The sequence below is a fragment of the Telluria sp. RB2R28 genome, from assembly GCF_059685835.1.
Map to the genome: position 1 here is coordinate 98,840 of NZ_JCASIK010000003.1, position 12,821 is coordinate 111,660.

The 12,821-nt window shown below is 65.4% G+C and carries 13 protein-coding genes; 8 read left to right on the top strand and 5 right to left on the bottom strand.

Annotated features, from left to right (window positions below):
- Positions 1-12: 12 nt before the first annotated feature.
- Positions 13-768, bottom strand: a complete 756-nt coding sequence (locus AC56LV_RS12775; protein ID WP_499558125.1) for an SDR family NAD(P)-dependent oxidoreductase — start codon at positions 766-768, stop codon at positions 13-15.
- A gap of 158 nt (positions 769-926) precedes the next feature.
- Between AC56LV_RS12775 and AC56LV_RS12780 the strand changes: the two genes are divergently transcribed.
- The 8 genes from AC56LV_RS12780 to AC56LV_RS12815 all read left to right on the top strand — a co-directional run bounded on the left by AC56LV_RS12780 (position 927) and on the right by AC56LV_RS12815 (position 9,160).
- Positions 927-2,060 (top strand): epoxide hydrolase family protein, encoded by a 1,134-nt coding sequence (locus AC56LV_RS12780; protein ID WP_499558127.1) that lies wholly within the window; start codon positions 927-929, stop codon positions 2,058-2,060.
- A gap of 168 nt (positions 2,061-2,228) precedes the next feature.
- Positions 2,229-2,804, top strand: a complete 576-nt coding sequence (locus AC56LV_RS12785; protein ID WP_332530672.1) for a TerD family protein — start codon at positions 2,229-2,231, stop codon at positions 2,802-2,804.
- An 84-nt stretch (positions 2,805-2,888) separates the two neighbouring features.
- Positions 2,889-3,908, top strand: a complete 1,020-nt coding sequence (locus AC56LV_RS12790) for an ATP-grasp domain-containing protein (protein ID WP_499558129.1) — start codon at positions 2,889-2,891, stop codon at positions 3,906-3,908.
- A complete protein-coding gene (locus tag AC56LV_RS12795) occupies positions 3,905-5,083 on the top strand; it encodes a phosphoribosyltransferase domain-containing protein (protein ID WP_499558131.1) in 1,179 nt (392 codons plus the stop codon). Before AC56LV_RS12790 ends, AC56LV_RS12795 begins: the two co-directional genes overlap by 4 nt.
- Positions 5,061-5,825: an HAD family hydrolase gene (locus tag AC56LV_RS12800; RefSeq protein WP_499558132.1), complete on the top strand. Its 765-nt coding sequence runs from the start codon at positions 5,061-5,063 to the stop codon at positions 5,823-5,825. The genes AC56LV_RS12795 and AC56LV_RS12800 overlap by 23 nt, the downstream gene beginning before the upstream one ends.
- Positions 5,822-6,913, top strand: a complete 1,092-nt coding sequence (locus tag AC56LV_RS12805) for a cysteine protease StiP family protein (protein WP_499558134.1) — start codon at positions 5,822-5,824, stop codon at positions 6,911-6,913. The genes AC56LV_RS12800 and AC56LV_RS12805 overlap by 4 nt, the downstream gene beginning before the upstream one ends.
- The gene (locus AC56LV_RS12810; RefSeq protein WP_499558136.1) at positions 6,906-7,823 is read left to right on the top strand and encodes an HpcH/HpaI aldolase/citrate lyase family protein; all 918 of its coding nucleotides are present in this window, start codon (positions 6,906-6,908) and stop codon (positions 7,821-7,823) included. Before AC56LV_RS12805 ends, AC56LV_RS12810 begins: the two co-directional genes overlap by 8 nt.
- The gene (locus tag AC56LV_RS12815) at positions 7,820-9,160 is read left to right on the top strand and encodes a TerD family protein (RefSeq protein WP_499558138.1); all 1,341 of its coding nucleotides are present in this window, start codon (positions 7,820-7,822) and stop codon (positions 9,158-9,160) included. The genes AC56LV_RS12810 and AC56LV_RS12815 overlap by 4 nt, the downstream gene beginning before the upstream one ends.
- A gap of 172 nt (positions 9,161-9,332) precedes the next feature.
- Here the strand turns inward: AC56LV_RS12815 and AC56LV_RS12820 are convergent, their stop codons facing one another.
- The 4 genes from AC56LV_RS12820 to tuf all read right to left on the bottom strand — a co-directional run bounded on the left by AC56LV_RS12820 (position 9,333) and on the right by tuf (position 12,762).
- Complete coding sequence (locus AC56LV_RS12820) at positions 9,333-9,950, bottom strand: hypothetical protein (RefSeq protein WP_499558139.1); 618 nt, start codon at positions 9,948-9,950, stop codon at positions 9,333-9,335.
- Positions 9,944-10,861 (bottom strand): hypothetical protein, encoded by a 918-nt coding sequence (locus AC56LV_RS12825; protein WP_499558141.1) that lies wholly within the window; start codon positions 10,859-10,861, stop codon positions 9,944-9,946. The genes AC56LV_RS12820 and AC56LV_RS12825 overlap by 7 nt, the downstream gene beginning before the upstream one ends.
- A 203-nt stretch (positions 10,862-11,064) precedes the next feature.
- Positions 11,065-11,379: a 30S ribosomal protein S10 gene (gene rpsJ, locus AC56LV_RS12830; protein ID WP_183554295.1), complete on the bottom strand. Its 315-nt coding sequence runs from the start codon at positions 11,377-11,379 to the stop codon at positions 11,065-11,067.
- Positions 11,380-11,568: 189 nt separating this feature from the next.
- Complete coding sequence (gene tuf / locus AC56LV_RS12835; protein WP_183554297.1) at positions 11,569-12,762, bottom strand: elongation factor Tu; 1,194 nt, start codon at positions 12,760-12,762, stop codon at positions 11,569-11,571.
- Positions 12,763-12,821: the final 59 nt, after the last annotated feature.

Sequence of the window (12,821 nt, forward strand, 5' to 3'; positions counted from 1 at the left end):
GCTCAAGGCGCCTCAAATCGCCTGGCCACCCGAGACTTCGATACGCTGACCGTTGATCCAGCGATTGTCCTGCCCCAGCAGGCTGGCGATCATCGGCCCGATATCGTCCGGCACCCCCACCCGGCCCAGCGCCGTCATGCTGGCAAAAACACCATTCAGATCCGGCGTGTCGCGCACCGCGCCGCCCAGGAAATCCGTCTCGATCGCACCGGGCGCCACGGCATTGACCGCGATGCCGCGCCCGCCCAGTTCCTTCGCCAGATACACGCTCAGGACCTCGACCGCGCCCTTGACGGCCGCATACGCACCAAAGCCCGGCAGCGAGACGCGCGTCAGGCCGGACGACAGGTTCACGATGCGTCCACCGTCGGCCAGCACCGGCAGCAGCGCCTGCGTCAGGAAAAACACGCCCTTGAAGTGGACGTCGACCAGATGGTCGAACTGCGCCTCGGTGGTGTCGGCGATAGGCGCCATGGCGCCGTGGCCCGCATTGTTGACGAGGTGGTCGAACTGTTCGCGGCCCCAGGTTTCTGCCAGCGCTGCGCGCAGGCTGGCGGCAAACGCGGGGAAGCTGGCGACGTCGCCCACGTCGAGCTGCAGCGCCAGCGCCTGGCGGCCCAGCGCGCGCACTTCGTCGACCACTTTCTGGGCCTCGGCCAGGCGGCTCTGGTACGTGATGATCACGTCGCCGCCACGGCGGGCGATGTGCAGTGCGGTGTTGCGTCCGAGGCCGCGGCTGGCGCCGGTAACGAGAGCGATCGTGGTCATGATGGTGATTCCTTGTAGGTTGGAGAGAGCCACCAGTATGTGAGCCGCGCCGCCCGCGCCGTTGCCGGAAGCTGGCCGGTCTTTGCCTGATCCTCCAGATCGTGCGCCGCCTCCAAGGCACCTTACAATCGGCGCTACCTTCCCAGCTCCCGATCGCCATGCACATCGCACCGTTTCACATCGCCGTTCCCGAGGCCGACCTGGCCGACCTGCAGACGCGCCTGGCGCGTACCCGCCTCGCGCCAGCCATCGCCGGGCAGGGATCGAGCGAAGGCATCGATCCCGCTTTCCTGACGCAGTTGCTGACGCACTGGCGCGACGGCTTCGACTGGCGCGCGGTCGAAGCACGCCTGAATCGCCTGCCGCAGTACCTTGCACGCGTGCAGGACCATACCATCCACTTTGTCCACCAGCGCGGCGCCGGGCCCGATCCGATGCCGCTGGTGCTCACGCATGGCTGGCCCGGCTCGTTTCTCGAGATGGAAGCGATCATCCCGCTGCTGGCCGACCCGGGCGCGCACGGTGCCGATCCGCGCGACAGCTTCCACGTGGTGGCGCCATCGCTGCCCGGCTTCGGCTATTCGTCGCAACCCACGCGCAAGGGCATCGGCGCATTCGAAACCGCGGGCCTGTGGGCCGAACTGATGACGGGCCTGGGCTACCCGCGCTTCGGCGCGCAGGGCGGCGACATCGGCGCCGGCGTGAGCGCGTGGCTGGGCCAACGCTTCCCGGAGCAGGTCATCGGCATGCACCTGAACTACATCCCCGGCTCGTTCCGGCCACTGCTGGCGGATAGCGAACAGCTGACAGACGACGAACGGGATTTCCTGCGCCGCGCCGCCGACTTTCTGGATCGCGAAGGCGCCTACGCGCGGCTGCAGGGCACAAAGCCGCACACGCTGGCAGTGGGCCTGCACGATTCGCCGGCCGGCCTGGCCGCGTGGATCGCCGAAAAATTCCAGGCCTGGAGCGATGGTCCCATCGACCTCGACACACTGTTGGCCAATATCAGCCTGTACTGGTTCACGGGATCGATTGGGTCATCCTTTCGCATGTATGTCGAAGGCCGCGCCCGGCCCATGGCGCTGACGGCGCGCGTTGCGCCGCCGCTGGGCGTGGCCGTGTTCCCGTTCGAGCTGCCGATGCCGCCGCGCAGCTGGGTCGCGCGCAGCTTCGACGTGCGGCAATGGAACACAATGCCGGCGGGCGGGCATTTCGCGGCGCTCGAACAGCCCGCGATGCTGGCCGAAGAGATCCGCGCGTTCTTTCGCCCGTTACGCACGCGGGGCTGACTTTTGTGGGCCGCAAGTACGTACATTCTCCTATGAAAAACGGTTGAAATCCGCGCGCCGCGGCCCCATGTACAATTGATCGGTTACCGCCTATATTGGCGGCACCATCCCCCGAGGTTCGCCAGTGTACCGGCGGCCAGTCAACCCTCAACGGAACAAGGAGTTCGTATGGCAATCAGTCTGCAAAAAGGCGGCAACGTCAACCTGAGCAAGGAGGCGCCGGGCCTCACCAAGGTCATCATCGGCCTGGGCTGGGATCCCCGCTCGACCGACGGTTCCGCTTTCGACCTGGACGGCAGCGCCTTCCTGCTCAAGACCGACGCCAAAGTGCGCGGCGATACCGACTTCATCTTCTATAACAACCTGAAATCGACCGACGGTTCTGTGGTCCACGCAGGCGACAACACCACCGGCCAGGGCGAGGGCGACGACGAAAAGATCGCCGTTGAACTGAACCGTGTGCCGGCCGACATCGACAAGATCTCGTTCTGCGTCACCATCCACGATGCCGAGACGCGCCGCCAGAGCTTCGGCCAGGTCAGCAAGGCGTACATCCGCTGCCTGAACGCCGCCGGCGAAACCGAAATCGCGCGCTACGACCTGTCCGAAGACAGCTCGACCGAAACCGCGATGATCTTTGGTGAACTCTACCGCCACGGCAGCGAATGGAAGTTCCGCGCCGTCGGCCAGGGCTTCAAGGGCGGCCTGGGTCCTCTGGCCCGCTCGTTCGGCGTCAACGTCTGAGTCGTTCGCCTCACCGTTCGCCATGTAATCCCCCGGCCCGCGACACATGCGGGCCCTGTCTGCAACATCTTCAGGAAATAGCGCATGCGCGTTTGGTACAACAGGACTTTTTCGTCCGTCAATGCTGCGATCAAGCTGATTCGCGAGGCCGATACCGACGGCCGTTTCACCATCGTTCACAGCAACGCCAACCGCCATGCACCCGCTGCGCGCCTGGCCCACGAATTCCATGTCGAGCCGGTCGGCCTGAAAGGCGAGGCGTATATCGACTGGTGCCTGGCCTTCTGCCGCGAGCAAAAGATCGACATCTTCGTGCCCGGCCGTGAAGCCACGCTGCTGGCGTCCGAACTGGGGCGCTTTGCCGAGATTGGCACGCGCGTGTTGTCGGCCGCGCCGCCGGCCGAACTCAAACGCATCCACGACAAGGCCGACTTCTACGCCGAAACCGTGCTGCCCGATGCGCCGGTGGCCGAATTTCGCGTCTTTGAAAACATCGCCCAATTCGACGCTGCCTGGGCCGAACTGCGCCCGCGCCACGCCAAGCTGTGCGTCAAGCCGTCGCATTCGATCTATGGCCTGGGCTTTGCCATCGTCGACGAAGCGCGCAGCAGCGCCGCGCTGCTGCTGGCCGGCGCCGAATACCACGTCGGCTACGACGACCTGCGCCGCGGCCTGGCCGAGATGGGCGAATTTCGCACCATGCTCCTGATGGAGTTCCTCGAAGGCCCCGAGTACAGCGTCGACTGCGTCGGCGACAATGGCCGCCTGGTGACCGCCGTCGTGCGCCGCAAACTGCCGCAGGCAGGCAGCGGCCAGCTGATCGACATGCGTCAGGATATTCTGGACGCCACCACGCGCCTGTGCGCCGACTACCGCCTGAACGGCGTGTTCAACGCGCAGTTCCGCGAAGGCGGCGGCCGCCCGCGCCTGCTGGAGATCAACCCGCGCATGTCGGGCGGGATCGCCATGGCCTGCCTGGCTGGCCCCAACCTGCCCTATATCGCGCTGCGCTGCTTTGCCGACGGTGTCGACAGCGTCACCGTACCGCCCGTGGCCAACGGCATGCGCGTGGCCGAAGTCAGCGTCGCCACGGAACTGGCATGACCATGGCTGCACCTTCCTCCACCCTGCAGCGCATCGAACTGCCCACCGGTACGCTCGAACTGCGCATCGACAGCGGCGCGGCCGAGGCCGACGAGCTGCTGGGCTTTGCCGCGCGCGCCAATGCCAAGCGTGGTTTTCTCTTTCTGAGCAAGGTGCTCGGTAAGCACTGGCCGGCGTCGCCCCGCGCGATGCTGGCCGTGCACGAGCGCCTGGCGGCCACGGTGCCGCCGGTCGATGGCCCGGTGCTCTTCATCGCGATGGCCGAAACCGCCATTGGCCTGGGCCAGGGCGTGTTCGAAGCCTGGCTGCGCGCGCATCCGGCGCAGCAGGCGCTGTTCCTGTACACCACGCGCTACCGCGTGGGCGCCGGGCCGCTGATCGAATTCGCCGAGGCGCACAGCCACGCGCCGCGCCAGTTCCTGCACGAGCCCACCGATCCGGCGCTGCACGCGCTGTTCATGGCGGCGCGCACGGTCGTGATGGTCGACGATGAAGCCAGCACCGGCAATACCTTCGTCAACCTGGCCGCCGCCTGCCAGCGCCTGAACCCAGGCATCGAGCGCGTGCACCTGGCCACGATCACCAATTTCATGGGCCCGGCCGCCCCCGGCGCGCTCGATGCGCGCTTCGGCCTGCCGGCCACCATCGGCGCGCTGGTCGACGGCCAGTTCACGTTTGCGCAAGGCCCGCTGCCGCCCGACCAGGGCGCGGCCCAGCGCTTCGAGCACGACGCCGACCGCGGCGCCAGCAGCGCGTTCGGCCGCCTGGGGATCGACCACGCCGTGCAAGCGCCGACCGCCCTGGCTGCGCGCCTGGCCGGCGAGTTCGCACCGGGCAGCCGCGTGCTGGTGCTGGGCACCGGTGAATTCATGCACGCGTCCACGCTGCTCGGCGCGGCCCTGCAAGCGCGCGGCGTCGACGTCGTGGTGCAGTCAACGACCCGCTCGCCGATCCTGACCTGGGGCGCGGTGAGCCACGCCTTGACCTTCCCCGACAACTACGGCGAAGGCATCGCCAACTACCTGTACAACGTCGCACCCGGCCAGTACGACCATGTTTTGCTGTGCTTTGAAACCGCTCCCGGCCCCGCGCTGTTCGCGCTGGCCGATACCCTGCGCGCGCGCCTGTTCCACTTCCAGTCCGAGGACCACGTTGAAGAAGTTCCTGTTCGCTGACCTGGACGATACGCTGTTCCAGACCTTCGGCAAGTGCGGCACGCACCGGGATGCCCCCGATGCGTTGCAGCCTGCTGCGTACTACAAGGATGGCAGCATCTGTTCATACACCACCCCGGCCCAGCGCTCGTTTCTCGCGCTGCTGCAGGACGGGATGACGATGATCCCGACCACCGCGCGCGACCTCGATGGCCTGCGCCGCGTGCACCTGCCGTTCACCAGCTACGCCGTCATCAACTACGGCGGCGTCGTGCTCGAACCGGGCGGCGCGGTCGACCGGCCCTTTCTGGAAGGCGTGCGCACGGCGATGCACACCGCCCTGCCCGGCCTGCTGGAGCTGGCGGCCCACATCGACGCCCATGGCGCCCGCACCGGTTACGCCGGCCGCGCGCGCATGATCGAAGATATCGGCACGCCGTTCTTCCTGGTCGTGAAAGACCCGGACAAACTGAGCGAGCGCCTCGCGCCGCTCGAAGAACACGTGGTGCGGCCGTGGATCGCGGACGGCAACCGCGACTACGTCGTCCACCGCAACGGCAACAACCTGGCGATCCTGCCGAAGGTGCTGGACAAGGCCCATGCGGTCGCGCACATCACGGCGCGCCTGAAGGCCGAACACGGCGAGATCGTCACCTTCGGCATGGGCGACAGCCGCTCGGATGCGCGCTTCATGGCCGCCTGCGACTACGCGATCATCCCGCGCGGCACGCAGCTGGCCGGCGTCACCGTGGGGGCGCTGTGATCTCGCATGCCCCCTTTCCAGGCAGCTATCGCGATGGCGACGTCGACTTTTTGCTGCGCCGCCTGCCGCAGCAGGACTTCACCGATGTCGCCAAGAAGGAAGCGCTGATCCAGAGCGGCCAGCGCCACTACAGCCAGATGCTGTCGCCGGAATCTGCGCCGTCCGGGCGCTACATGCGCCTGTTCGACGCCGCCTGCGCCGCCAATAACCCGCGCATGGCGCAGGACTGCCTGCGCCTGGCGGCCCTGATCGCGGGGCGCCGCGCGCGGCAGGTCACGATCGTCTCGCTGGCGCGCGCCGGCACGCCGGTGGGGGTGGTCGTGGCGCGCCTGCTGCGCGAACGGTTCGGGCGCGACGCCGTGCATTACTGCGTGTCGATCGTGCGCGACCGCGGCATCGACGCGGCCGCCCTGCGCCATATCCTGGCCCAGGGCCACGCGCCGGCATCGATCGTGTTCGTCGACGGCTGGACCGGCAAGGGCGTCATCGCGCGCGAACTGGCCGGCTCGGTCGACGCGTTCAACGTGCGCCACGGCGTGGCCATCGACGCGGGCCTGTACGTGCTGTCGGATCTGGCCGGCGCTGCCGCCTGCGCCGCCTCGTGCGACGATTACCTGATCCCGTCGAGCATCCTGAACGCGACGGTGTCCGGTCTTGTGAGCCGCACCGTCATGCCTGACGATCTGGGTGCGGACGATTTCCACGGCTGTGTGTTCTATGCGGACTTTGCCGGCATCGACCGCTCGCAGGCATTCGCCGATGACCTGACCGCGCTGGCGCTGGCGGCGGATGTCGCCGAGGCGCCGGCAGTGGATGCGCATGGCGCGCGCGAACGCTCGCAAGCCTATCTTGGGGCCGCGATGCGGCGCTATGGCGTGGCCGACGTCAACTTCGTCAAGCCAGGCATCGGCGAAGCCACGCGCGTGCTGCTGCGGCGCGTGCCGCGTCTCCTGGTACTGCGCGCTGCAGATGCGCCGGCTGTGGCGCACCTGGCCGCGCTGGCCGAAGAAAAACAGGTCCCGGTCGAGATCGACCCGAGCCTGCCCTACCACGCAGTATCCCTGATCAGGAGTGCATCCGATGGCTAAATCACTGGGCGCGTCGTTGTACGTGCCGGCCAATCACAAGGACCTGGCGGAGATCGCCAACGGCGACCTGATCCCGCAGGCGCGGTCGCTGATCTTTTGCACCGAGGACGCCATCGCCGACCGGGAGCTGAGCTATTCGCTGTTCAACCTGTCGGTGGTGCTGGCCAATATGCGCGTGGACGTGGCGGCCGACCGCTTCGTCCGGGTGCGCAATACCGAAGTGCTGGAGCGCGTGCTGGCCATGCCAGGCGCCGACAAGCTTACCGGCTTCGTGCTGCCCAAAATCACGCGCCACAACTTCGACAGCTACTACCGGCTGCTGCGCCACACCGAGCACGTGTTGATGCCCACGCTGGAGACGGCCGAAGCCTTTGACGACCAGGAGATGCAGGGCCTGCGCACGGTGCTCGAAGCGCCCGGCGTGCGCCACCGCATCCTGGCCCTGCGCATCGGCGGCAACGATCTGCTGGCGCTGCTGGGCCTGCGCCGGCCGCGCGGCATGACGCTGTACCGCACGCCGCTCGGCCCCGTCATCTCGCGCCTGGTCACCACGTTCCGGCCCTACGGTTTCATGCTGACCGCACCCGTGTTCGAATATCTCGACCTGCCCGCACTACTGGACCAGGAAGTCATCGAAGACCTGGCGCACGGCATGATCGGCAAGACCGCCATCCATCCGACCCAGATCGCGCCGATCGAGCAGCACTTCAAGGTGTCGCCGCAGGACCTGGCGGTGGCGCGCGCGATTCTCGACCAGTCGGCACCGGCCGTGTTTCGCATGAACGACGCCATGTGCGAAGTCGCCACCCACCGCGCCTGGGCCGAACGCACGGTCGAGCAATCGCGCCTGTTCGGTTTCCACGGCGCCGAACTGGATCACAAACCATTCCTGGAAGGGGAACCCTCATGAACATGACCACCTATTCGCGCGGCCAGAAAGGCAAGCTGGCCGATCTGGGCAGCGGCCACGTCTTCAACGTCGACGTCGAGATTGCCGCCAACGGCGCCTCGGTCGATGTCTCCTGCTTCGGCCTGGACGCCAACGACAAGCTGTCCGACGACCGCTACATGGTCTTCTACAACCAGCTGGCCAGCCCGGAAGGCGCGGTGCGCCTGAACCAGTCGCCGGGCCGCGCCAGCTTCGCCGTCAACCTCGACCAGCTGCCGGCGTCGATCGCCAAGCTGGTATTCGTCGCCGCGATCGATGGCGCGGCCAGCATGCGCACGCTGGGCGCGAGCTCGCTCACGCTGGGCAGCGCGCTGCGCTTCCCATGGTCGGGCGCCGACTTCGGCGACGAAAAAGCCGTGATCGTGGCGGAGTTGTATCGTCGCGACGGCCAGTGGCGCTTCGGCGCGGTGGGCCAGGGTTTTGCCGGCGGCCTGTCGACGCTGCTCGCGCACTTTGGCGGTGCCGAGGCGGGATCGTCATCGAAACCTGCAACGCCAGCGCCTGCGCCGGTGTCCACGCCGGCGCCTGCTCCCGTTGCGACACCAGCCGCGCCACGCGTCTCGCTATCAAAAATCACGCTCGACAAGCGCGGCGACAAGGTCTCGCTCGACAAGCGCGCGGGCGGCGGCTATGGCCGCATCCACGTCAACCTGAACTGGAACCAGGCCGCGATCGCACCGCCACCGGCGCCCTCCACGCCGGCACCGGCTGCAGCAGCCCGGGGCGGCGGCTTCCTCGACCGCCTCACCAGCATGGCGGGCGACCTCGCGCACAAGGCGGGCGAGATGGCCAACAAGGCGCAAGCGTCGCGCAAGGGCCGCACCGGCATCGACCTCGATCTGGGCTGCATGTATGAGCTCACCGACGGCCGCCGCGGCCTGGTGCAAGCACTGGGCAACACGTTCGGCGACTACGAGCGCGATCCGTTCATCAAGCTCGACGCCGACGACCGCACGGGCGCCGCCGCGAATGGCGAAAACCTGTTCATCAACGGCGAGCGCTTCGACCAGATCAAGCGCGCCGTGATCTTCTCGTTCATTTACGAAGGCGCCGCCAACTGGAGCGTGACCAATGGCGTGGTGACGATCACCGCACCGGGCCAGGCGCCAGTGGAAGTCAAACTCGACGGCGGCGACCGCCAGATCATGTGCGCGATCGCGCTGATCGAAAACCGCGGCGGCCAGCTCGTGATCACCAAACTGGCCGAGTACTTCCAGCAACAAGGCACCACCAGCGCGCACGAACTGATGGACCGCCACTTCGGCTTCGGCATGCGCTGGAAGACCGGCAGCAAATAAAACAAAGCCGGGGGTCAGGTCTGACATTCGGACACGGCCTCAGCTTTAGTTAAAGTTCTGGGAAGCTACTGGGCAACTTCGCCCAGCGAGCACGCATTTAATCTGTTGTTCGGTCACGGTACGGTAGAGATCGTGTCCGAATGTCAGACCTGACCCCGGCTGTTTTTGACAGCTACCACGTGCAGCCGGTGCCAGTGATCGTGTCGATGGCCAGCGGGATCAACAGCAGCAGGTTGGCGTCTGTGCCGCCGGCATACTTTTTCTGACAGTCCGGGTTCTTCGCCCTCTTGATCGCGCGCGACAGGTTAGTGTCATCGGCACCACGCAGTTGCTCTGCGGTGCGCACGCGTTCCAGCGCCGTTGGCACCCGCTCTTTCTCCACCTGCCGGGCCAGGCCGCGCAGCGATTCCATGTCCAGTTTTCCGGTTGTTGCCGGTGTCGGTGCCGGTGCAGTCGTCGTCTCGGCTGGCGTGGCCGTTGGGGTTTCCTCCGGCGCAGCGATGATCGTTATCGGCTCAGGGGACGCCGGCATCCCACGCTGTGTGGCGGTGCGGGGTGGCCGAACAACCTGGACAGAAACTTGTGGCGGCGCGCTGCGTGCCTGCGGCACTGGCGTCGGCTTCACCGGCGCGACGATGAAGGCAAATGCGATGTAATCGACCGGGGTGCTGACGTTGTCTGGTCGGGGACTGGCGTAGTGCACCAATGCGAGCACGAACAGCACGTGCGCCAGCAGGATTAATGCGACGGATCCGGCGCGGCTCGTTGCGCCCTGCTCCTGCATCAGCACGGCGTGCTGACAGTCGGACGCATCCGGTCGACGTGCGCCGCCAGCAATGCCGGGCGGTCGAGATACAGGAACACATACTGCGGCAGCCGCGTCGTCACTTGATGCAGCAGGATGTCGACCTGCGCATCCTCGTGCAGCACCAGCACGCAGTTCGGTTTGTCGAATGGCGTCACAACCAGCGTATCCCTGCGCGCCACACCGTACCGATGACGCCACGTCGGCAGCAGCAGGTCGACCGGTTCGACGCGCGCGATGGCCGCCAACGGCAGCGTACCCTTGACCCGCACGCCCACGTGCAGGTGCAGTGCCTCTGGCGTCATCACATGGTGCCCTGTCCCGATGTGCCAGCGGTCCCCAAGCACCCAGGCCAGCGTGTACAACACGGCAATGGCGCCCAGCACATGGATCACCAGCAGCGCATCGGGATCCTTGATGAACAGGTGCAGCAGCAGTGCGTGCGTGGGCAGCTCGAGCAGCAGCGCGACGAAGACCACGGCGCGCGCCGTGTTATAGGCACCGCGTTCGAGGTAAGTCAGTGCGACGCCCTCAGGCAGCGTGACCGGTAGGGGCTGGCCCTGCACGCGGTGCAGGCAACCGAGCCACAGCAGGCGGTCGAGCTTGAACAGTCCCGGCAGTTCAGGCGGCAGCAGCGCGGTCAAGTGCGCATGCCAGGGCGCCCGCGCCGCATGGGCGCTGCGCAGCCGTTGCCATGCTTGCGGGGTATGCACGATGTCCTTTGCCATCAGCAGCAGCAGGGGCAGCGCGAGACCGGCATGATGCACCAGCGGCTTGACCGCTTCAGGTGCGAGCTTCTTGGCGATCGAAGCAAGCAGCAGCGCGCCGATCGCCAGGCCGGCGAGTTCGCGCCAGGTCATGGCGCGCAAAAGGGAAACAACGTGCATCTGGCGCATGGACGAGAAATTGAACAAGTAAACCCGTCGATTACATCACGCCCTGCCGGGGCCGACAATGCTTGATGGCTGCCAGAGCGCAGTTCATGCACCCGGCATGATGATAGCTGGGTCCAGAAATGACAAAAGCCAGGTTGCCCGCAATGCGGTCAACCTGGCTTCTTGCAGCATCGGCGGCCAATGCCGCCAACACTTAAATGCGATTACTGCAGCTTGATTTCGACATCGACGCCAGCTGGCAGGTCGAGCTTCATCAGTGCGTCAACGGTCTTGTCGGTTGGGTCCACGATGTCCATCAGACGCTGGTGCGTACGGATTTCGAACTGGTCGCGCGAGGTCTTGTTCACGTGTGGCGAACGCAGCACGTCGAAACGCTGGATACGGGTTGGCAGTGGGACTGGGCCTTTGACGACGGCGCCGGTGCGCTTCGCGGTCTCGACGATTTCCAGGGCCGACTGGTCGATCAGCTTGTAGTCGAATGCTTTCAGGCGAATACGGATTTTCTGGTTAGCGGACATGCGATTTCCTTTAAAAGAACGTTCCGGCTTGGTGCCGGCAATGTGGTCGAGATACTTCGTTACTGCACAAGAGGCGGGAGTATAACATCGTTCCCACCCAAACAGATGGGGACAGACCGAAAAGTCTGTCCCCATCGTTGTGTCAATCAGACTCTCCCGAAAGAGAGCCGATTCACGATCTTGCCCTGATTAGTTAGGCAGGATTTTTGCAACAACGCCGGCGCCGACGGTACGACCGCCTTCACGGATTGCGAAGCGCAGACCTTCTTCCATCGCGATCGGGTTGATCAGCTTGACAGTGATCGACACGTTGTCGCCTGGCATGACCATTTCTTTGTCTGCTGGCAGCTCGATCGAACCGGTCACGTCAGTCGTACGGAAGTAGAACTGTGGACGATAGTTGTTGAAGAACGGGGTGTGACGGCCGCCTTCATCTTTCGACAGAACGTAGATCTCGCCGGTGAAGTGGTTGTGCGGCTTGATCGAACCTGGCTTTGCCAGGACTTGACCACGCTGGACATCTTCACGCTTGGTACCGCGCAGCAGCAGGCCGACGTTGTCGCCAGCTTGGCCCTGGTCCAGCAGCTTGCGGAACATTTCCACGCCGGTGCAAGTGGTCTTGACGGTGTCGATGATGCCGACGATTTCGATTTCTTCGCCGACTTTGACGACGCCGCGCTCGACACGACCGGTCACAACGGTACCGCGACCCGAGATCGAGAACACGTCTTCCACTGGCATCAGGAACGCGCCATCAACAGCGCGCTCTGGCGTTGGGATGTAGGTGTCCAGTGCTTCGGCCAGACGGGTGATGCATTCTTCACCCATTTCGCCCGGCTTGCCTTCGAGGGCCATACGTGCCGAACCCTTGATGATTGGGACGTCGTCGCCTGGGAACTCGTACTTCGACAGAAGCTCACGAACTTCCATTTCGACCAGTTCCAGCAGTTCTGCGTCGTCGACCAGGTCGCACTTGTTCAGGAACACGATGATGTACGGAACGCCAACCTGACGCGCCAGCAGGATGTGCTCGCGGGTCTGTGGCATTGGGCCGTCAGCGGCCGAGCACACCAGGATCGCGCCGTCCATCTGCGCAGCACCGGTAATCATGTTCTTGATGTAGTCGGCGTGGCCTGGGCAGTCAACGTGTGCGTAGTGACGGTTTTCGGTCTCGTACTCGACGTGCGCGGTGTTGATGGTGATGCCGCGTGCTTTTTCTTCCGGTGCCGCATCGATCTGATCGTAGGCCTTGGCTTCACCGCCGAATTTCTTCGACAGGACGGTTGCGATAGCAGCCGTCAGGGTGGTTTTGCCGTGGTCAACGTGACCGATGGTGCCGACGTTGACGTGCGGCTTGGTCCGTTCGAATTTACCTTTTGCCATTTCCAGATTCCTTTAAAGAAACGATATGTTCTGTTTAAAGGGAGACAGGACGTCCCGTC

Bases quoted from the DNA above. Each gene is read 5' to 3' on its own strand.
- AC56LV_RS12775 (WP_499558125.1), bottom strand. From the start codon at position 768: ATGACCACGATCGCTCTCGTTACCGGCGCCAGCCGCGGCCTCGGACGC.
- AC56LV_RS12780 (WP_499558127.1), top strand. From the start codon at position 927: ATGCACATCGCACCGTTTCACATCGCCGTTCCCGAGGCCGACCTGGCC.
- AC56LV_RS12785 (WP_332530672.1), top strand. From the start codon at position 2,229: ATGGCAATCAGTCTGCAAAAAGGCGGCAACGTCAACCTGAGCAAGGAG.
- AC56LV_RS12790 (WP_499558129.1), top strand. From the start codon at position 2,889: ATGCGCGTTTGGTACAACAGGACTTTTTCGTCCGTCAATGCTGCGATC.
- AC56LV_RS12795 (WP_499558131.1), top strand. From the start codon at position 3,905: ATGACCATGGCTGCACCTTCCTCCACCCTGCAGCGCATCGAACTGCCC.
- AC56LV_RS12810 (WP_499558136.1), top strand. From the start codon at position 6,906: ATGGCTAAATCACTGGGCGCGTCGTTGTACGTGCCGGCCAATCACAAG.
- AC56LV_RS12815 (WP_499558138.1), top strand. From the start codon at position 7,820: ATGAACATGACCACCTATTCGCGCGGCCAGAAAGGCAAGCTGGCCGAT.
- AC56LV_RS12825 (WP_499558141.1), bottom strand. From the start codon at position 10,861: ATGCGCCAGATGCACGTTGTTTCCCTTTTGCGCGCCATGACCTGGCGC.
- rpsJ (WP_183554295.1), bottom strand. From the start codon at position 11,379: ATGTCCGCTAACCAGAAAATCCGTATTCGCCTGAAAGCATTCGACTAC.
- tuf (WP_183554297.1), bottom strand. From the start codon at position 12,762: ATGGCAAAAGGTAAATTCGAACGGACCAAGCCGCACGTCAACGTCGGC.